Origin of the sequence: Shimia sp. SK013 (assembly GCF_001292625.1) — a bacterium.
Taxonomy (GTDB): Bacteria; Pseudomonadota; Alphaproteobacteria; order Rhodobacterales; family Rhodobacteraceae; genus Shimia.
Window position 1 is genome coordinate 66,501 of sequence record NZ_LAJH01000017.1, and the last position, 19,050, is coordinate 85,550.

General features: G+C 57.0%; 17 protein-coding genes. 1 reads left to right on the forward strand and 16 read right to left on the reverse strand.

The window, feature by feature from the left end; all coding sequences use genetic code 11:
• Positions 1–28 precede the first annotated feature (28 nt).
• The 15 genes from SHIM_RS15420 to SHIM_RS15490 form a co-directional block, all read right to left on the reverse strand.
• Positions 29–1,741, reverse strand: coding sequence for an ABC transporter ATP-binding protein (locus SHIM_RS15420; RefSeq protein ID WP_054003575.1), 1,713 nt, complete (start codon positions 1,739–1,741; stop codon positions 29–31).
• On the reverse strand, positions 1,741–2,685 hold the full coding sequence (locus tag SHIM_RS15425; protein ID WP_054003576.1) for an ABC transporter permease: 945 nt from the start codon (positions 2,683–2,685) through the stop codon (positions 1,741–1,743). The genes SHIM_RS15420 and SHIM_RS15425 overlap by 1 nt, the downstream gene beginning before the upstream one ends.
• Positions 2,685–3,665: an ABC transporter permease gene (locus SHIM_RS15430; RefSeq protein ID WP_054003577.1), complete on the reverse strand. Its 981-nt coding sequence runs from the start codon at positions 3,663–3,665 to the stop codon at positions 2,685–2,687. The genes SHIM_RS15425 and SHIM_RS15430 overlap by 1 nt, the downstream gene beginning before the upstream one ends.
• A 106-nt stretch (positions 3,666–3,771) precedes the next feature.
• A complete protein-coding gene (locus SHIM_RS15435) occupies positions 3,772–5,337 on the reverse strand; it encodes an ABC transporter substrate-binding protein (RefSeq protein WP_054003578.1) in 1,566 nt (521 codons plus the stop codon).
• 158 nt (positions 5,338–5,495) lie between these two features.
• Positions 5,496–7,037: an ABC transporter substrate-binding protein gene (locus SHIM_RS15440; protein ID WP_054003579.1), complete on the reverse strand. Its 1,542-nt coding sequence runs from the start codon at positions 7,035–7,037 to the stop codon at positions 5,496–5,498.
• Positions 7,038–7,255: 218 nt separating this feature from the next.
• Positions 7,256–7,810 (reverse strand): sulfopyruvate decarboxylase subunit beta, encoded by a 555-nt coding sequence (gene comE / locus SHIM_RS15445; protein WP_054003580.1) that lies wholly within the window; start codon positions 7,808–7,810, stop codon positions 7,256–7,258.
• A complete protein-coding gene (gene comD, locus SHIM_RS15450; RefSeq protein ID WP_241488888.1) occupies positions 7,807–8,313 on the reverse strand; it encodes a sulfopyruvate decarboxylase subunit alpha in 507 nt (168 codons plus the stop codon). The genes comE and comD overlap by 4 nt, the downstream gene beginning before the upstream one ends.
• Before the next feature lie 20 nt (positions 8,314–8,333).
• Positions 8,334–9,251 carry a hydroxyacid dehydrogenase gene (locus SHIM_RS15455; protein ID WP_054003582.1) on the reverse strand — a complete coding sequence of 306 codons (918 nt, stop codon included), beginning with the start codon at positions 9,249–9,251 and terminating at the stop codon, positions 8,334–8,336.
• A complete protein-coding gene (locus SHIM_RS15460; protein ID WP_054003583.1) occupies positions 9,251–10,699 on the reverse strand; it encodes an NAD-dependent succinate-semialdehyde dehydrogenase in 1,449 nt (482 codons plus the stop codon). Before SHIM_RS15460 ends, SHIM_RS15455 begins: the two co-directional genes overlap by 1 nt.
• Positions 10,696–11,712 carry an aldose epimerase family protein gene (locus tag SHIM_RS15465; RefSeq protein ID WP_054003584.1) on the reverse strand — a complete coding sequence of 339 codons (1,017 nt, stop codon included), beginning with the start codon at positions 11,710–11,712 and terminating at the stop codon, positions 10,696–10,698. Before SHIM_RS15465 ends, SHIM_RS15460 begins: the two co-directional genes overlap by 4 nt.
• Entirely contained in the window at positions 11,709–12,794 is a 1,086-nt protein-coding gene (locus tag SHIM_RS15470) for a Gfo/Idh/MocA family protein (protein WP_054003585.1), read from the reverse strand. Before SHIM_RS15470 ends, SHIM_RS15465 begins: the two co-directional genes overlap by 4 nt.
• Position 12,795: 1 nt before the next feature.
• Positions 12,796–14,178: a hypothetical protein gene (locus SHIM_RS15475; protein WP_054003586.1), complete on the reverse strand. Its 1,383-nt coding sequence runs from the start codon at positions 14,176–14,178 to the stop codon at positions 12,796–12,798.
• A gap of 10 nt (positions 14,179–14,188) precedes the next feature.
• A complete protein-coding gene (locus SHIM_RS15480) occupies positions 14,189–15,217 on the reverse strand; it encodes a tagatose 1,6-diphosphate aldolase (protein ID WP_193749939.1) in 1,029 nt (342 codons plus the stop codon).
• Entirely contained in the window at positions 15,217–16,101 is an 885-nt protein-coding gene (locus SHIM_RS15485; protein ID WP_054003587.1) for a PfkB family carbohydrate kinase, read from the reverse strand. The genes SHIM_RS15480 and SHIM_RS15485 overlap by 1 nt, the downstream gene beginning before the upstream one ends.
• Entirely contained in the window at positions 16,098–17,345 is a 1,248-nt protein-coding gene (locus tag SHIM_RS15490) for a cytochrome-c peroxidase (protein ID WP_241488889.1), read from the reverse strand. Before SHIM_RS15490 ends, SHIM_RS15485 begins: the two co-directional genes overlap by 4 nt.
• Positions 17,346–17,417: 72 nt before the next feature.
• Here SHIM_RS15490 and SHIM_RS15495 point away from each other — a divergent pair, with 72 nt between their 5' ends.
• A complete protein-coding gene (locus SHIM_RS15495; RefSeq protein WP_054003588.1) occupies positions 17,418–17,891 on the forward strand; it encodes a tetratricopeptide repeat protein in 474 nt (157 codons plus the stop codon).
• Positions 17,892–17,959: 68 nt separating this feature from the next.
• On the opposite strand, the gene SHIM_RS15500 is transcribed toward SHIM_RS15495, so the two are convergent.
• Complete coding sequence (locus SHIM_RS15500) at positions 17,960–19,018, reverse strand: TRAP transporter substrate-binding protein (RefSeq protein ID WP_054003589.1); 1,059 nt, start codon at positions 19,016–19,018, stop codon at positions 17,960–17,962.
• Positions 19,019–19,050: the final 32 nt, after the last annotated feature.

Sequence of the window (19,050 nt, forward strand, 5' to 3'; positions counted from 1 at the left end):
ACGCCGCCCTGTGAGGCAGCGTTTTCCGTTAAACGATTTCGTCTTTGAGACCCTCGGTGGACAACCCTTCAAGCTTGGGCATCAAACTCAGAAGTTCGCGGGTATAAGCCTCTTTCGGGTTCGCAAACAGCTCTTCCGTCTCGGCCACTTCCACCATCTGACCCTGGCGCATCACGCCCACGCGGTCACACATTTGACGCACCACCGGCAAGTCATGGCTGATGAACAGCATAGTCAGACCCAAATGCTCCTGCAGATCTTTGAGAATATTCAGGATTTGCGCTTGAATGGACACGTCCAACGCCGAGGTCGGCTCGTCACATATCAAGAACCGAGGCTGTGTCGCCAATGCCCGTGCAATCGAAATCCTCTGACGCTGACCGCCAGAAAACTCGTGCGGATATCTGCGGCCCGCTTCGGACCCCAATCCGACGCGATCCAACAGCTCATCCACGCGATGCTGAATGGCCGCGCCTTCAAGCAATTTGTGGTGTTTCACAGGTTCGGCAATGATCTCATCCACCCGCATGCGTGGGTTCAGGCTGGAATACGGATCCTGAAAAATCATCTGAATCTGTCGGCGATAGCCTTCGAGATCGCGATTGCTGCTCAACGCAGTCACTTCGGTTTCGTCAAAGGTTATCTTCCCGCCGTTGGTTTCATAAAGTGTTGCAATCATGCGGGCCACTGTCGACTTGCCAGACCCACTTTCCCCCACAACCCCAAAGACTTCTCCATCGCGGATATCAAAACTGACGTTGTCCACCGCCTTGAAATACTTGCGACGCGACGGGATCAGCGCACCTTTCTGCAAGAATGTTTTGGTGAGGTTCTCAACTTTCAGCAACGTGCCGGATTTGGACGGCTCGGGCTTTTGCCAATTGCGCGCCAGATCATCAATATGGAACTCAATCGACCGTCCGCCATAGGACAGCTGAGGAAAGCGGTGTACCTTCAACGTTGGACGCGGAACGGCCGCAATCAGCGACTTGGTATAGTCATGCTGCGGATTGCCCATCACCTGCTCAGTAGCGCCGCTTTCAACCACGGCGCCCTGATACATCACCGTCACTTTGTCGGTGGTGTCGGCAATCACACCCATGTCGTGGGTGATCAGGATCACCCCGGTCTGCCGCTCCCGCGCCAATTCTTTGATAAGCTCAAGGATTTGCGCCTGAATGGACACATCGAGCGCCGTCGTCGGCTCGTCCGCAATGATCACATCAGGTTCAGAACACAGCGCCAACGCAATCACCACACGTTGCCGCATCCCACCAGAAAACTGGTGCGGATACATATCGATGCGTTCATCAGGAAGAGGAATGCCGACGCGGTCCAAAAGTTCGACCGCGCGCTTGCGGCTGTCGCCGTCGGACAGTTTCAGGTGAAACTGGATGGTTTCAATCAACTGCTGGCCAACGGTCAACAACGGGTTCAGGGACGTCAACGGATCTTGAAAGATCATCGAGATTTTGGCGCCGCGCAAAGACCGCATGGCCTCTGCATCGCGCCCGCTGATCGCCTCGCCCTTAAAGCTTACCGTGCCGCCTGCGATATGGCCGGGGCGTTCCAGAAGGCCCATAACCGCCGCGCCAATTGTCGACTTACCGGCCCCGGATTCCCCTACAAGCCCGTGGATTTCGCCAGGTTCAACCGTCAGGTCCGCTTCGTTGACTGCCACAAACACCTTGTGACGGGTCGGAAAATGTACCGACAGGTCTTCGATTGTAAGAAGAGTCATTACTGCAACCTCGGGTTCAATGCATCGCGCAGCCAGTCACCCAGCAAATTCACCGACAGTGCCAGCGACAGAAGGGTGACCGACGGGAACAGGATAATCCACCACTCACCGGAGAACAGGAAACCCTGCCCGATGCGGATCAACGTGCCCAACGACGGTTGGGTTGGTGGGGCACCCACGCCAAGGAACGACAGAGTCGCCTCGGCAATGATTGCCAACGCCAACGAAATGGTCGCAATCACCAGAACCGGTGACAATACGTTAGGCAGAATGTGACGCAGCATGATGATGCCTTTGCCGCGGCCGATCATTCGTGCGGCCTGCACGTATTCTTTGTCCTTTTCCACCAACGTCGCGCCACGCACGACACGGGCAAATTGCACCCAATCAGACAGACCGATGGCAAGGATCAAAACCCAGATCGCCATCTTGTCCTGATGCTCAATCGGGGTGATGCCTTTGGCGACCCCGAAAATCAACATCGCCACCAGAATAGCCGGGAAAGTCAACTGAACGTCAGCGGCCCGCATGATGATGGTTTCGATCCATCCCCCTACGTACCCTGCGATCAAGCCAAGCGTGATGCCCAGCACCATCGCAAACAGCACCGCTGAGAAGCCAACGAACAGAGAAATCCGCATGCCGTACAGGATGGTTGAGAACACGTCGCGTCCCTGATCATCGGTGCCAAGCCAGAACACATCGCCGGTAAACTCGTTGGCGGCCATTGGCGCTGTAAACCCGTTCATCAAATCCAGAGAGGCCGGATCAAACGGATTGTGCGGCGCGATCAAGGGCGCAAAGATTGCGCTCAGAACCAGCAACGCCACCACAAATGCCGACCCAACGGCCACAGGTGTGCGGCGGAAGTTATAGGCAAAATCACTATCCCAAGCGCGGGCAAACATGGATTTCGGGGCAGATTGAGAGGTTTGGTCGGACATCACTTCGCCCCCTTCTGATCAACACGCAAGCGCGGGTCGATGGCAAAATACAACAGATCAACGATCAAGTTAATGCCAACAAACATAACCGAAATCAGCATCAGATAGGCGGCCATCACAGGTATGTCGACAAACTGGATCGCGTTGATGAACAGCAGCCCAACACCGGGCCATTGAAACACGGTCTCGGTGATGATGGCAAAAGCAATGATCGAACCGAGCTGAAGTCCCGTCACAGTGATCACCGGCACCAGTGTGTTCTTTAACGCGTGGCGGAAGTTCACTGACCGTTCTTTGAGGCCGCGAGCGCGGGCAAACCGAATATAGTCCTGACGCAGAACTTCGAGCATTTCAGACCGCACCAGCCGCATGATCAGCGTCATTTGATACAGCCCAAGCGTGATCGACGGCAGGATCAAAGCCTTGAGACCGCTTGCGGTCAAAAAGCCGGTGCTCCACCAGCCGATGTTCACCACGTCTCCCCTGCCAAATGAGGGGAGCCATCCCAACTCCACCGCGAACAGGTAAATTAGGAGGATACCTATGAGGAAGGTTGGCAGAGACACCCCAATCAACGAGACTGACATGATCATATTGGCCATAAACCCGTCGCGTCGGATCGCGGTAAACACGCCCAGTCCAATGCCGATCGTAATCGCAAAAAAACCACTCACAGCGGCCAGTTCCAACGTCGCGGGGGCTCGTTCTACCAAGATCGTCGACACCGGACGCCCCTGACGATAGCTGACGCCAAAATTTCCCTCGGCTGCGCCTTTCAGGAATTTCACGTATTGCACAGGAAACGGTTGATCCAATCCCAGGTCAGTGCGCAGTCGCGCGATGTCCGCATCAGTGCGTTCCTGACCCAACATATTGTCGATTGGATCACCCACGAAACGGAACATGCTGAAGGCGACAAGCCCCACAATCAGCAGGACCAACGCAGATTGGAAGACTCTGCGAATAACAAAAGTCAGCATTTTTTGCCCCTCTTTTTAGGCGGCCTCCCTAGTTGCCTTTACAGACAAAGGTCAACCGCCCCCATGCATCACGGGCACAGATTTTTAGAAAAAGTTTCGTAACACTTTAGTTAACGCTCACCCACCTCAGGATGAAGAAGTTGTCAGGGCGTTGAGTCAGAGAAATATTCTTGCCGGTACCCCAGACAAGCGGCTGCACGTACATTGGAACATAAGCTGTTTCGTCCTGCATGATTTTGGCCGCTTCATCCAACATATCCTGACGTTTTGTGGCGTCGATCTCGGATTGGATCATCGGCAGCAGCGCGTCGATTCTGGCGTTGGAATACCCTGCAAAATTCCAGCTGCCCAACTTCTTTTCTTTGTTGGGAGTCGACGCAAGGAAACGGATCGGATGCTCGGCATCAAATGTGCCCGGCGACCAGCCCAGCAGATACATATCGTAGTTATCTGCCCGCAATTCAGGCCAGTAATTTTGCACCGGCATCGCGTCCAGTTGCGCAACCATTCCGACTTGCGCCAACATCGACGTCACTGCCTGACAAACCGCCTCGTCGTTCAGGTAGCGGTTATTGGGGCACTTCAGACCGAAGCTGAACCCGTCCGGATAACCGGCCTCTGCCAAAAGAGCCTTGGCTTTGGCTTGGTCAAACACAGGGCGATCGGCATTCGCGTTGGAATAGCCGCGCATCGCGGGGCTCACCAGCTGGCTGGCCGGCTCGGCGTTCCCACGCATGATGGTTTTCAAAATCGCAGGCACATTGACCGCATGGCTAACGGCGGCCCGCACCCGTGCATCCTTGAACGGATTTGGCTTGCCTTCGTCATCCCCATATTTCAACACGTCGCTTTCCTGCGCCATGCCAAGCATAATCACACGCGCTTCAATACCGCGAATGACCTGCACGTCACCCGATCCCGCCAGACGCTCTGCGTCCTGAATCGGCACTGGATTGATCATGTCCACATCGCCCGACAACAGCGCTGCAACAGCGGTCGCGGGGTTCTGCACGGGTGTGAATTCGGCGCGGGTGATATTGTGTTCCACCTCGCCCCACCATCCGGCATGCGGCACCAGTTCCGTTCGCAGGCCCGGCTCGCGTTCTGACACCATAAAGGCGCCGGTACCATTGGCGTTCAACGTCGCATAGTTGCCGTTTTCCTTGTCCGGCAATGCAGATTCATTGGCTTCCGCCCAACCTTTGTCCACCATCATCCAGTTGGCAATGCTGTCGGGAAAAATCGGATTTGGTGCTGTGGTCAGGATGTCCACTGTGTAGGCGTCCACCACCTTGACGTCCGACACGGGTGAGAACCAACTGCGGGTGTCAGACCCCTCGTTAGAAGCGCGCTGATAGGAAAACAGCACGTCTTCGGCGTCAAAGCTGCTGCCATCGTGGAACGTCACCCCTTCACGCAGCAAAAACCGCCAACCTTTGCCATTGCCGATAGGCTCCCAGCTGGTGGCTAGCGCAGGTTCAATCGACATGTCCTTGCCGCGACGCACAAGCCCCTCGTAGACATTGTTCAAAAAGCCCAGAACTGGCGCCGAGTTGACCGCATGCGGGTCCAAGGTTTGCGGGTCTGTCGTACCCGCCCACGTAAACTCTTCGGCCAAAACCGGACCACCCATGGCGGATGCCACCGCCAAAATACTCAAAGCGCGTTTCATATCTAAATTCCCCTCAAGTTAGGGCGTCAGCGCGGACCTTGTTCGGCCCCCCGCGTGCCCTCTGTCGTTAACCTTCTCACAAAGCTCAACGCAAAAGCAAAAGAAAACCCCGCGCCAATGCACTGGCGCGGGGTCAAAGATTGTCGCTACATCACAGCTTAGTTCAGTGTGAAATACTTGAACTTTGCGGTGTCGTCAGGCGCAACGATTGTATCAACCTTAGACGACATTCCCCAGTTCAGCACTTGGTGGTGAATCGGGATATAAAGCTGCTCTTCCTGCACAACAGTCCAGATCTCATTGATCATCATGTTGCGTTTTTCCAGGTCGGTTTCGCTGGCAAGCGCCTCGATTTTTGCGTCCAGATCGGTGTCGCTGAAACGTGTGCCATTCCATGAACCGTACTTCTCGCCTTTGGTATGGGTGAGGAAGTTGAACACATACTCGGAGTCATAGGTAGGAACGCCCCAACCCAGCATGTAGAAGTCGGTTTCGAGGTTGTTGATCAGCGGGAAGTGCTGCGCCTTGGGCTTCGCATCCAGGTTCACTGTCACGCCAATGCGCGCCAACATACCAACCGACGCCTGACAGATCGCTTCATCATTGATGTAACGATCGTTCGGGCAGTTCAACGTGATCGAGAAACCATCAGCAAAGCCGGCCTCAGCCATCAGCGCCTTGGCGCCTTCGACGTCAGTTTTGGACGAGCTGTCCATGGCTTCGTTCCAACCGTTCACAAACGGAGGCGCGATCATACCAGCAGGAGCCGACTGGCCGCGCATCACGACTTTTTGGATCGCAACGCGGTCGATTGCCATCGACATAGCCTGACGCACGCGCACATCCGACATCGGGTTGACGCCGTCTACGTTGTCACCGGCGATATCTTCAGCAGCTTGGTTCATGCCAAAGAAAATCACGCGATTCTGTGGTGCTGTGCGCACTTCCAGACCGTCGGTGCCTGCAACACGGCCCAAATCCTGAACCGGAACGTCTTGGATGAAGTCAACTTCGCCCGACAACATTGCTGCGACGCGGGTCGCGGCGTTCTGGATCGGGGTATAGATCACTTCGGTGACTTCCATCGGGAACTCGCCTTTGCCCCAATAGTTGTCGTTGATCTTCATGACGGTTTTAACGTCGGGCTCACGGCTTACCAGAACATATGGACCGGTGCCGTTGGCATTTTTGGCCGCAAACGTATCTTCGCCGCCTTCATAGTCCTGAACTTTGACCGCGCCGTTAGCCTCTGCCCAGCCTTTGTCCATCATGAACATGTTGGTCAGGTTGTTGGCCATGATCGGGTTCGGACCATTGGTCTCGATTTCGATGGTGTATTTGCCGGTCGCGCGGACCTCTTTCACGGATGCCAGCAGTTCCTTGTAGTCGGAATCTTCGGTCATCGCGCGGTCGAGGCTGAATTTCACGTCTTCGCTGTCAAATTCGGCACCATCGTGGAAGGTCACGCCTTCACGCAGTGTGAATTCCCAAACGTTGGGGTTGTCAGCAGACGGGCCCCATTCGGTTGCCAGCGCAGGCACCATAGCACCGGTCATGTCGCGCATTACCAGCGGCTCCATGATCTGATGCGCGAGGGCCGATGTTGGCCCTTCGTTTTGTGCGTGTGGATCAAGCGTCAGCGCGTCACCCGCACGCGCCCAGCGCAAAGTCTCGGCTTGCGCCATCATTGGCATCGCCATCAAAGCGGCGGTCGCCAGAAGTGTGGACTTAAATGTCACGTTAAGTACTCCCCTACTTTTGTGATTGTGGCGGGATGATCCACGGACTGCGCGCAATTGACAAGCCCCTTCTGAACAATTGTTCAGGTCTTCTTGCGGAAGCTACTTCAAGATATTGAACTTAAATTAAAAAGGGCGCACCGAGACGGGCGCGCCCAAGGTTTTTTGGGTTCAAAAGGTTAACGCCGCACTTCTTCCATAAACCGTTCGCGGATCACGATCGGGTTGGTCTTGATGACCGGCACCTTCACGTTGCCGCTTTCGCATTTGGAGACGATTATTGTCATCTGGTCCGAAGAAATCGCGTCCTCGACAGCTTTTGCTGTGTCTTCAGCCGAAACCGTCAAAACGGTCTCCGCGCCGCAGGCTTTTGCCACAGCTGCCAGATCGGTGTTCATACCGGCATAGGTCGGCTGATCACCAGTGGAGCCATAAGATCCATTGTCGATGATCAGGAGCGTAAAGTTGCCCTGCGCGTTGTTGCCAATCGTGGCCAGCGTGCCAAGATTGGTCAGCACGGACCCATCGCCATCAATTGCCACCACGGGTTTGTCCTGCGCCGCCGCAAGGCCGAGGCCAATCGAAGAGGCCAGCCCCATCGTGCCCAGCATATAGAAGTTGGATGCACGGTCATCCAACGCATGCAGCTCTTGGCTTGGTGCGCCGATATTACAGACCACAAGGTGCTCGCTAATCAACGGGATCAGGGTTTTGAAGACGTCATTGCGGATCATGCCGAAGCCCTCCAGAAAGATGCATCACACAGGATCGCCACAGGCTTACTCGCCATCTGGCAATATTCCAAAATGCCCGGCAGCTCGGCTGCGTCCTCGGGTTTGTGGAAATGATACGTCGGGATGTGCATCTGGTTCAGGATCGCCTTGGTGTGCAGTGCCATCTCCACCTGACAAGCCACCGGCTCGCCCACTTCACCGCGATAAGAAATCAGCATCGGCAGCGGAATCTGATAAAACTGAATCAGCGTCGCCAATGTGTTCACAACCACGCCCAGCGCGGTGTTTTGCATGACAATGGCGGGCTTCATCCCCCCCATAAAGGCACCCGCACAAAGCCCCATGCCTTCGTCTTCTTTGTTGGATGGCATATGCATGATCTCAGGTGTGTCCTCCAACACCTCGATCACTCCAGCCAATTGCTTGCACGGCACCGAGGTGATGTAGTCAATCCCCGCCGCTTTCAGATCGGCTACGATCTGCTTGTCCATTCCTGTCGCCATGTGTCCTCCCATTTCTTTCTTTAAGCCAGTCGGTCCAGCACCAGATCCGAGATCAAAGCACTCACCCGTACGTTGCTGTCCTGTGTCACACCCGCAATGTGTGGCGTCAGGATCAAGTTCTTAACGGCCTTGAATTTTTCGGCCGCCGCTTGTGTCAAAGGCTCGGTCTCAAACACGTCAAGCGCCGCACCCGCGATATGCCCTGATGCCATGGCCGCCACCAAAGCCTCCTCGTCCACGACGCCACCGCGGGCTGCATTTATCAAAACTGCGCCTTGCTGCATCTGCGCGAGCGTGCGCGCATTGATCATGTGGCGCGTGTCATCCGTCAAAGGCACATGCAAGCTCACCGCATCGGCTTTGGCCAAAACATCGCCAATCTCGCCCTGCGTGGCGTTGTTCCACGCGGGGTGATCCGCAGGCAAAAACGGATCATAGGCGATGATCGACATGCCCATCGCCCGCGCCAGATCCGCGGTCGCTTGCGCATTCGCGCCAAAACCCAAAAGGCCCATCACGCGCCCGCCAACTTCACGCCCCGAACAAGTGGCGCGCGGCCAATTGCCAGCAAACATCGCGTCCTGCGCCTGATAAGCGTCGCGGAGCAAAACCAGTGCGTTGGTCACCACATATTCCGCCACAGACAAGGTGTTTGCGCCCAGCGCAGGCATCACTTCGACACCCCGCGCCTTGCAGGCGTCCAGATCGATATTGTCCAACCCAACACCCAAACGTCCGACGCATTTCAAGTCCGGCGCAGCATCCAAAAGCGCGGCGGTGACCTGTGTGCGGTTGCGCACGATCAGCGCCTGCACACCAGCCATTCGCGCAGGGATCTCCCCCTGCGCATCCGCAAGTTCCGGTGCATAGGTGGTGGCATGGGCGGCGCTCAGCCGCTCCACTGCCGTATCATCCATGAACTCGGTGATCAGGATCATCAGAGACCCGCCACGCAAAGGTATTTGCTGACCATATAGTCATCCAGACCCTGACTGCCGCCCTCTTTGCCCATGCCGCTTTCTTTGACACCGCCAAACGGCGCTTCCACCGTGGTGATCAAGCCAGTGTTGATACCAACCATGCCATAATCCAGCCCCTCGTTCAGACGGAAGGTCCGCGCCAGATCGCGGGTATAGGCATAAGCCGCCAACCCGAAATCCGTGTCATTTGCGGCCGCGATCACGTCAGCCTCATCCTCGAACTTGAACACAGCCGCCAGCGGCCCAAAAATCTCTTCTTTGGCAAACATCATGTCCGACGTCGCACCTGTCACAACAGTGGGTTCAAAGAACGAGCCGCCATTGGCGTGACGCTTGCCGCCCTGCACCACGTCGCCACCTTTCGATGTCGCATCCGCGATGAATTCTTCGACCTTCTCCACTGCGCCTTCGTCGATCAACGGCCCCTGCGCAACGCCATCATCAACACCGTTGCCGATTTTAAGCGCCGCCACGGCCTCTGTCAGCTTCGCCACAAACGCGTCATGGATACCGGCCTGCACATAGAAACGGTTGGTGCAAACGCACGTCTGGCCCATGTTGCGGAACTTGGCGATCATCGCGCCTTCGATTGCGGCGTCGACATCAGCGTCGTCAAACACGATGAACGGCGCATTGCCGCCCAATTCCATGCTGACTTTCTTCACCGTGTCGGCAGACTGACGGATCAGGGTTTTGCCAACTTCGGTCGAGCCCGTGAACGTGACTTTGCGCACCTCTGGGCTGTCCATGATCGCGCCGCCAATGGCCCGCGCCGACCCCGTTAGGATGTTTACGACGCCATCGGGATAGCCGACATCTTGGCACAGCCTGCCCCAAGCCAAACCGCTGTAAGGCGTCGATGTTGCAGGCTTTGCAACCACACTACAGCCCGCCGCCAAGGCTGGCGCCAGTTTGCGAGCCAACATCGAGCTTGGGAAGTTCCAAGGCGTGATCGCACCCACAACGCCCACCGGATGGCGTGTCACCATCAGACGACGATCATTGCCCGGTGCAGGAACAATCTCGCCTTTGGCACGGCGAATTTCCTCTGCAAACCACTTCACGTAGGCCGCGCCAATGGCGATTTCGCCACGCGCTTCAAAAATCGGCTTGCCCTGCTCTGCGGTCAGCAGTTGCGCAAGGTCTTCTTGGTTGTCCATCAAGGCATCATGCAACTTGTGCAACAGTCCAACCCGCTCGGCCAAAGGCGCGCTGCCAAAGCTCTTGAAGGCCTCAGACGCAGCAGAAATCGCGCGCTCAGTCTCTTCGGTGCCCGCATTTGGCACGACGCCCAAAACCGCGCCCGTTGCGGGGTTGGTCACATCAATGGCCTTACCGCTGTCTGCCGAAACCCACTGGCCACCGATCAGGTTGGCCTCCATCATCAAACCGTTGAAGTTGCTCATGTCTCACCCCTTGAAAAGACGAATTGCGTATGTTGGTTGTATGTCTCGCCGGGCTGCAAAACAGCCTGCGGGAAATCTGAATGGTGATGCGCGTCCGGCCAAATCTGCGGCTCCATCGCAAGACCTGCGAAGCGCCCCATCGGCTTGCCATCAAGCCCATCCACATCAATGTCGATATTGGCCCCGTCGTAAACTTGCAAGCCGGGCTCGGTGGTGTGGCACGTCATGCGCACGCCTGATGTTGGGCTGCGCAACTCTGCAACTTGGCGCAAGGCTTCCCGCGTACCTGAAACACAAAAGTTGTGGTCTATCTCATGTGCCTGCGCCACCGGCGTGGCCTCGCGGAAATCAAACCCAGTGCCCGCCAAATCGCGCTGCTCTCCGGTCGGGATCAAGCCCGCATCCACAGGCAAATAGGTTTGAGCATCAATCTGCAAAGTGTGATCGGAAATCGTCGCCGCATCATCCAACTTGAAATAGCTGTGATGCGCCAACGAACAAATCGTCGTCTTGTCGGTCTCCGCCTGCATCTGAATATCCAGAACACCGTCGCCTAACAGCGCAAAGGTCACCCGCGCAGTCATCGTGCCGGGAAACCCCATGTGCCCGTCTTCCAGCGTGATCTTCAACGTAACGCGATCCAGCGAAACCGCGTCGATCTCCCACAGGCGTTTGCCCATGCTGTAGGACCCACCGTGCAGCGTATGCTGACCGATAAAGTTCTGGTCCAACTGGAATGTCTCGCCATTCAGCTCCAGATGCCCATCACGCACACGGTTGGCAAACCGCCCTGCGGTGGCGCCGAAATAAGGTGACTTGGTCAGATAAGGTGTGAATTCGGGAAACCCCAAAACCAGCGGCGCGACATGGCCTGCAAGACGCAAATCCTGCAGCACCGCACCGTAGGTCATGACATGCGCGGTCAACCCGCCGCCCTCAAGCCGCACCCGCTTAACAACTGCACCGTCAGGCATCTGCCCCCAGTCTAGGATCCGCGTTGTATCTAATGTCATAGTGTGATCGCTCGACCCGTGCGGGCGCTCTCCTCGGCGGCTTCTCCGACGCGCACCGACCATAGCCCATCCTCAAGGCTGACTTCCGGCTTGCCCGTTCCAGCGCGCACAAGGTCACGAAACCGTTCGTGCTGAAAGAAAGTCGAGCCATGGTGATCACCTGCGGCCAGCACCTTTTCGTCCACATCGATCTCTTCGCACACAACTTCTTTGGTATCGCGATAGCTGATCTCAATCTCGGAATGACGCTCTTTTTTATCGGTCGTGAACCGCGCCGGACCCGGCACCTTGGCCTCCATCCGCGCCTTTTCGCCAGTGACCGCAAGGGTTTCCTGCCAATAGGAGCCCTCGGCGAACATACACAAATCCAACATGCCCCGCGCACCATTGGCGAATTCTACCGTCACATAAGCATTGTCCAGGATGTCAGGCGTCTGCCCGCCATATGCCTCGTCGAGGTGGTTCACATCCACGCCTGCGCTGGCATAAACCCGCACCGGATCGCTTTGCAGCGTCAGACGCATCAAGTCCCAGAAATGGCAACATTTTTCGACCAATGTGCCGCCTGTGCGCACGTTGAACCGGTTCCAATCGCCAACCTTTTCCAGAAACGGAAAGCGGTGCTCGCGGATCGCCATCATGCGCGGCGTGCCAACGGTGCCATCTCGCAGCTCTTTCAGCAGACGCTGAACCGGCGGCATATAACGATATTCCATCGCCACCCAAACCGGAGCAGCACGGCCTTCGGCTTTGGCCACCACTTCGGAACAATGCGCCGATGTTGTGCACAGTGGCTTTTCCACCAAGATCGGCAAAGGTGCTTCCAGCACATCCAGCAAAATCTCGTGGTGTGTGTCGTTTGGCGCGGCAATCAACAGCGCATCCACCAACCCCGAACCAATCATTTCTTTGTAGTCGCCAAACGCCTGTGCTGTGCCACCCGACGTCTGCATCGACAACTGCCGCATACCTTCGTCCGGATCACTCACTGCCGTCACTTCGCACCCCTCAAGCAAGTTCAGGTTGCGAATATGCTCCTGCCCCATCATGCCAGAGCCGATCAGGCCATATCGAATTGTCATTTCATATCTCCAGAAGCGGCAGGCCCATGGCCCCAGCCGCACCGCGCAACGCTGCGCGATGATCTCCGTAAGCCAGCGCCATGTGATGTTCCAGCCCACTTGCAATAATGTCGCCAAGCACATCGTCCGCGCCGCGATCAAACCGCAAAACGCCAGAGGTGCCAGTGAAACTCATTGGACGCTTCAACATCTCGGCACGGCTCAGCACCATATGCGGCCGCCCGTGCGCCTGAGAAATCCGCATCAACGTGACCTCGCCCGCCTTCAACGGGAACTGGTACAACAGCGGCTGTTTGCGGTTGGTGTGAATGGTCGCCTCGGCCGTCACATCAGGGTCAATCATCGACAACGGTGCTTGACCGCAATGCCACACAACCCCCGTGTTGTCCGCCCCGTCCATGTCCACCAAATCGGTCAGAAACACCGGCGCGTCCGCCGCCGCCGCCAACACCATCTGCGTCAGCGCGCCGTAGACATCAGCTTCGCACGCACAAGGCACCCGCGCCTCACCCATCATCGCGGCGGGTCCACAAACCGCGCCGCCATATTCGGTGAATGTCTCTGGCCAACACCGAATGGCAAAGGCGCCATAGCCGCCCTTTTCTTTCAACGTATCCAACCCGATCTTAAGTCGCAAAGACCGATCCAGCTCGTCTGGATCAACCTCATCCAAGCCGCTCAACTCTGCGTCGGCCTGCTTACGCAAAGCCGCAGCCGCGTCCGCAGGCGCAGCGCGGGCCAGATCAAACAGATCATCCAACGCCAGCTCGTCCACCTCGACACCGGAAAGCGCCTTCATGTCCGCCTTGTCATAGGCACAGGTATCAAACCCCACCGGATGCTCGCCAATCCGCGCGATCCGTTGACCATTCACAGCCTCGGCAATCGCGCGTCCGGCCTCAGTCGCCTCGGGCACATCGCCCAACGCCAACTTGCCTGCCGCACGCTCGCCCGCCAGCAAGGCGGCCAAATCACCCGCCACGTCCCCCGCAGGGTCGGCATAAATCCAACCAAAGTCGCGCCCGTTCAACCCCAACGCGTGTGACGCCAAATTCAACCCACAGAATGAATTCAGCCGCAAACGATCGCCAAGCCGTGGCTCGGGAATGGACCAGATCGACAAAGGCACATCGAAGGCCGCCCCAATCGCCACTGTCATGGACGCATCCGTGAATGTGACTTGCAGCACCACCACCTGATCCACACCTGCCACCGTCAGCGTCTCAATGCCCGCCCGTGTAGCAGCTTCGTCAAACAACAATTCACGCGGGCCGACGATTTCATGGCCGGTGGCGTCCAACGCCGCCAACATCGCGGCGAGGTTTTCCTCGGCATAGGGAACGTCAAACGTCGGACGCCCCAACGGCAGAATGCCTAGTTTCATACCCAGATCCTCAGATGTCGGAATAATTCAGCCGGAACGTCGCATCATCCGCGGTCAAACGCGCGCCGCCGTCGCCATAACAAACATGTTTGGCCCAGTTCGACGCATTCGCATCCGCCAGAGCCGAAATGTCTTTCATGTAATCCACCGCGTCACCCTCAAGGCCCGCGTGGATCGCATTCCAGTCGGGATAGGCGTTGAACGCATCCAGCCAGATCGCCCGTCCCGCGAGAAAGCCCGACGCACCAGCCTTGAATGCATGGTCCAGCACATTGCGGAATTCAGTTTTGCCAGCGCCAGCTGACAGCATCACCCAAGGACGCCCGGCCAATCGGCCCATTTCGTCAAACACGGCCTGCACCTCGGCGCTGCCATCGGCGTCGGCAGCGTTCACAGGGCTTTCCAGCTTGAACACATCCACGCCGTAGTCTGGCTTGGCAAATTCCTCGACCGATTTCAAAACGTCGTCGGCTTTCTTGCCCTTCATTTCCACATATTCCTGGGTTTGATGCGCATCTGCCGCAAGCGGGTAGACCAGCAATTCAAACAGAAACGGAATGTCGTATTTCGCGCAGTCTTCTCCGATCTGTTTGACGTAATCTTTCTGCGCCTGATTGACCTCGTCACTCGCATCAGGGCGATACCACGCCAGCACTTTGACCGCGTCGCCGCCCATGCGTTTGATCTTGCCGACCGACCAATTGTCGATGCTCGCGGACAAGCGTCCACCCGATGTTTCTTGAAACAGGCTGTCTTCCAATGTCACCACCAAACCCTTGTGCGGGATCAGCGTGTCAAAGGAATACGGAATGGCATAATGCGGATCGAGCAACATAGCAGTCGAATGCGCCTGAAGCGTTTCAACCAACATGCCTTTGAATTTTGCCACCTGTTCCCATGGTGCCTGATCCACACCAAGATACTTGGCAATCGGGCCTTTGATCGGCGGGCGCTGGTCCACGGCGGTCATCTTATAGATACCATTCTCGTCGGCCATGCGGCGCATGCCGGCCAACTTGCCGGGTGTCAGGGTGATCATCACGTCGTCTCCTTCAGATATTCTGTCAGCGCGGCACGGCTCGGTGCTCCGGCCCGCCCGCCTTTTTTCAAACATTTCAGTGCCGCCGCGCCGTTGGCGTGGCGTATTGCTTCTTCTGCGCTCTGTCCTTCGGCAAGCAGCAACGCGAAAACTCCGTGCCAGACGTCACCTGCGCCCAGCGTGTCGATTGGGGTGATGGGAAAGGCCGCCATGTGGCGGGTTTGCCCGCCATCCGTGTACCAAACGCCGTCGGCTCCATCGGTCACACAGACCCAACAATCGTGCTTGACGGCAATGTCCAGCAACGCCGCTTCAACGTCGGTATCTGGATACAGATCACGCAAACCCTGCATCGACAGCGCCACATGGCTGGCCGCCGACATCAAAGCCGGATCAATCGGCGCTTCGCCATCCAGAACCCCGGGAATGCCGCGCGCGCTTGCCAACTGCAAAGCCGCCAAAGCCGCATCCACACGCCGCGTGTCTGTCAGGACCGCGCTGACGTCCTCCAATCCGTCGAACCAATCCGTCGCCAAGACCAAGCCCGCGCCACGAAAGTTCACGATCTGACGCTCGCCCGCCGCATCAATCAACACGGATGAATAGCTGCTCTTGGCGCCCTTGGTGCGGGTCACATTGGACACATCCACGCCCTCGCGCGCCAAGTCTTCAACGATCAAATCGCCAATGCTGTCGTCGCCCAATCGCGCACCCAAAACAGCCGTGCCGCCAAGTCGCGCCACAGCCACAGCCGCATTGGCCGCACAACCACCGCCAACGACATGCGCTTCTTCAGTGCCGTATTTCTCAGGCCGGCTCGGCAAGGTCTCAAGGTGAAAGACAAAGTCGACCACCGCCGCGCCGACACACAAAATTTTGCTCATTTTGGCACCTCCAGACCGCTTGGCACCTTCTCGGGGATGCCCAAACGACCCTTTATCGACTCCGTTCCGGTCAACGCATGCAGGAACGCAACAAGCTTTGTCACTTCGTGGTCTGTTAGCTCAATGGTCTCAATGTCCGTGCGCGCCGAAAGCCTCGCCCGCTCGCGCGTGTCCTGAAACGCCAAGAAATCCGCCTTGGCCAACCATGGCACTTCTGGCAACACCGCGTGGTCCGCGTTCCAAGCTTCAAATGCCGCGCGCGGGTTCAGGTGATGGCGCACTATCGCCTCCAGATCGGCATAGGCTCCGTTGTGCCCATAAGGTGCGGTCAAAGCCACGTTGCGCAGCGCAGGCGTGCGAAACTTGTAAGCGTCGTCCAGCCGATCACTTGCGCCCATCCGACCCACGTCGCGCACAATCGGGTCCCACTGCCGCGTCTTGCCAGGTCCGAAATGCGGCAACATCAACGCATGAAATTTCTGATCGCTCAACAATTGTCCCGAGTGACAGCTGCTGCAGTCGGCCTTGCCATAAAACAACTCCAACCCAGCTTGCTGATCCGCATTGAGCGCGGATTGGTCGCCGTTCAAATACGCATCAAACGGGCTGTCAAAACTGGTGAACTCTTGGGTTTCAAACGCCGCCAGCGCATTGGCGATATGGGTGATATCGATATCCAGCGCCTGATCTACGTCGTCAAAGGCCGCCACAAACATATCGGCGTATTCGGGGATCACCCGCACGCGCTTGGCCACGATGGGCCACACATTGTCGATCCGATCATAGACCGCCCCGGCGATCTGGTTTTCCTTGGGATTCCCCGCCATTTCAAATTCGGCGGTCATAGGAAACAACGCCTGCGCCGCAAGGATCGAGTCCAAGCCTTCTGGCAGCCACTCCTGCGCGGGGCTGTCGAAACCGTTGTCATAAATACGCGATACCGACAGTCTACCGTCGTGAAACAGCACGTCGATTTCGCGCGCGCCAAGGTTCCACAATGCCGGCGCATTGCGCGGAATGCGCTTGACGATTTTCGCTGCCCCCTGTCCAGGCGTCCGGTCGCGGCCGAGCCCCTCGCCACCTTCGCCAATCCCAAGACTTAGCCCGTCGCCAGACCCAAGCTCGGGATGGTGACATGTGGCACAGGCGATGTTGCGATTACCCGACAGAATGGGATCAAAAAACAACAGCTGACCGATCTTGGCCTGATCCTCGTTAAAGGCGACAAAATCGGCCCCTTGCAATGGCTTTGGAAGCGGGTTCCCATACGCGGGTGCGCACGCGAGCGCGCCAAAAATGACGACAAGGGACGACACATGAAACGCATTGTTATTGCAGCACTTTTGACCACTGTCAGCCCAGTGTTTGCCGAGATTGAAACCGGCCGCGATTTGATGGATGCCAAACGTTACAGCGAGGCGATGACAGAGCTTCTGCCAGCCGCCCGCAGCGGCAACGCCGAGGCCGAAGAATTGATCGGCGTGATGTACGCCTTGGGGCTGGGTGTCGCGCGCGACGATGTGCGTGCGTTTGAGTGGTACCTGCGCGCCTCTCTCAAGGGCCACGCGGGTGCCCAAAGCGGCATCGGTTGGTATTACGAGGTGGGCCGAGGCATGCCCGCACCCGACCTCATCCGCGCGTATATGTGGTACACGCTGTCCGCTATCGGAGGCGATCCGGATGCGGCCATTTCCCTTGAGGAAGTGGTGAAAAAGATGACGCAGGCGCAAATCGACAAAGCCCATATTCTGGTGGATGACTACCGGACATGGCTCTATCCATTCCGGTAAATTGTGTGCGTTGGGCCACGGACTTTGTGTCCTGGCCCAACGCCAGTATTCGAGCTCACTTCACGTGATCAATTCAGATCTTTCGCCATGCCGGCTTCGATGTCAGCTTCGGCATCTGCAACTGCAGATGTCAGCGCACCAAAGATCTCTTCGCCGCCCTTTATGTTGCTCTTGAACCAGTCGTAAACCGGCGCAGCAGCTTCTTTGAAAGCGGCTTTTTCATCAGGTGTCGGCACATAAAGATCGCCACCACCGGCAACAAAATCTTCATAAGCCTTAATCGACTTGCGCTTAGGCGAAGCAAAAGTCGCTTGCTGAAGAGCCGAGAACCCATCGACAATCACACGGCGCATGTCTTCTGGCATTTCCATGAATTTGGCGTTGTTCATCCACCACAGCGCGCCCATGTAGGCGTGACCATCAAGCGTCACATACTGCAGACCCGCATCAGGGAATTTCATGCCCATGATGTCGGTGATGCCGTTTTTGGAGCCTTCCACAACACCCGTCTGGAACGAAGTGAACAGCTCGGGCCATGGGATCGGAGTCGGGGACGCACCCAGCGAACGCACCAATTCCTGTGGCAGGTCGGCAACCACAGTACGGATCTTCAAGCCTTCCATGTCAGACGGGCTCGCAACACGGCGCTTGGTGTTGGCAAAGTTGCGCCAGCCGCCGGTGTTACCAATGGTCATCAGGCGGATCGCATCACCCGAGTCAGCAAGCGCCATTTCACGCATCTTGCGTGTGAAATCACCGGCCAGAACGGATTCTGCAACGCGGTCGTTCGCCATCAGATACGGCAGATCAAGCACCTGCACATAAGGGAAAATGCCCGATGCACCGCCCGAAGTGGAGATATAGACGTCGATTGTGCCATCAGCCACACCCTGCAAACATTCCGCGCCTTTTGCGCAAAGCTGCGTTCCGATGAAAAGCTCGACTTCAATGGCGCCGTTGGAGGCGCTTTCCACGAAGTTTTTGAAAACAACCAGACCGTCATAGTCTTCGTCATTTTCATTTGAATTGGCAGTCGCGCGGATCGTGTAATCCGCCGCTTGCGCAGCGACCGCCGTGGTCGCCATTAGCGCAGCTGTCGCCACGGCTTTAAAGGTTTTGCTGAACATGTTAATCCTCCCTGATTTCGTTCAAGCTTTTG

What these genes read in the sequence shown, in the direction of transcription:
- SHIM_RS15420 (WP_054003575.1), bottom strand. Translation starts at nt 1,741, where the DNA reads ATGACTCTTCTTACAATCGAAGACCTGTCGGTACATTTTCCGACCCGT.
- SHIM_RS15425 (WP_054003576.1), bottom strand. Translation starts at nt 2,685, where the DNA reads ATGTCCGACCAAACCTCTCAATCTGCCCCGAAATCCATGTTTGCCCGC.
- SHIM_RS15430 (WP_054003577.1), bottom strand. Translation starts at nt 3,665, where the DNA reads ATGCTGACTTTTGTTATTCGCAGAGTCTTCCAATCTGCGTTGGTCCTG.
- SHIM_RS15435 (WP_054003578.1), bottom strand. Translation starts at nt 5,337, where the DNA reads ATGAAACGCGCTTTGAGTATTTTGGCGGTGGCATCCGCCATGGGTGGT.
- SHIM_RS15440 (WP_054003579.1), bottom strand. Translation starts at nt 7,037, where the DNA reads ATGGCGATGCCAATGATGGCGCAAGCCGAGACTTTGCGCTGGGCGCGT.
- comE (WP_054003580.1), bottom strand. Translation starts at nt 7,810, where the DNA reads ATGATCCGCAATGACGTCTTCAAAACCCTGATCCCGTTGATTAGCGAG.
- comD (WP_241488888.1), bottom strand. Translation starts at nt 8,313, where the DNA reads ATGGCGACAGGAATGGACAAGCAGATCGTAGCCGATCTGAAAGCGGCG.
- SHIM_RS15455 (WP_054003582.1), bottom strand. Translation starts at nt 9,251, where the DNA reads ATGATCCTGATCACCGAGTTCATGGATGATACGGCAGTGGAGCGGCTG.
- SHIM_RS15460 (WP_054003583.1), bottom strand. Translation starts at nt 10,699, where the DNA reads ATGAGCAACTTCAACGGTTTGATGATGGAGGCCAACCTGATCGGTGGC.
- SHIM_RS15465 (WP_054003584.1), bottom strand. Translation starts at nt 11,712, where the DNA reads ATGACATTAGATACAACGCGGATCCTAGACTGGGGGCAGATGCCTGAC.
- SHIM_RS15470 (WP_054003585.1), bottom strand. Translation starts at nt 12,794, where the DNA reads ATGACAATTCGATATGGCCTGATCGGCTCTGGCATGATGGGGCAGGAG.
- SHIM_RS15475 (WP_054003586.1), bottom strand. Translation starts at nt 14,178, where the DNA reads ATGAAACTAGGCATTCTGCCGTTGGGGCGTCCGACGTTTGACGTTCCC.
- SHIM_RS15480 (WP_193749939.1), bottom strand. Translation starts at nt 15,217, where the DNA reads ATGATCACCCTGACACCCGGCAAGTTGGCCGGCATGCGCCGCATGGCC.
- SHIM_RS15485 (WP_054003587.1), bottom strand. Translation starts at nt 16,101, where the DNA reads ATGAGCAAAATTTTGTGTGTCGGCGCGGCGGTGGTCGACTTTGTCTTT.
- SHIM_RS15495 (WP_054003588.1), top strand. Translation starts at nt 17,418, where the DNA reads ATGAAACGCATTGTTATTGCAGCACTTTTGACCACTGTCAGCCCAGTG.
- SHIM_RS15500 (WP_054003589.1), bottom strand. Translation starts at nt 19,018, where the DNA reads ATGTTCAGCAAAACCTTTAAAGCCGTGGCGACAGCTGCGCTAATGGCG.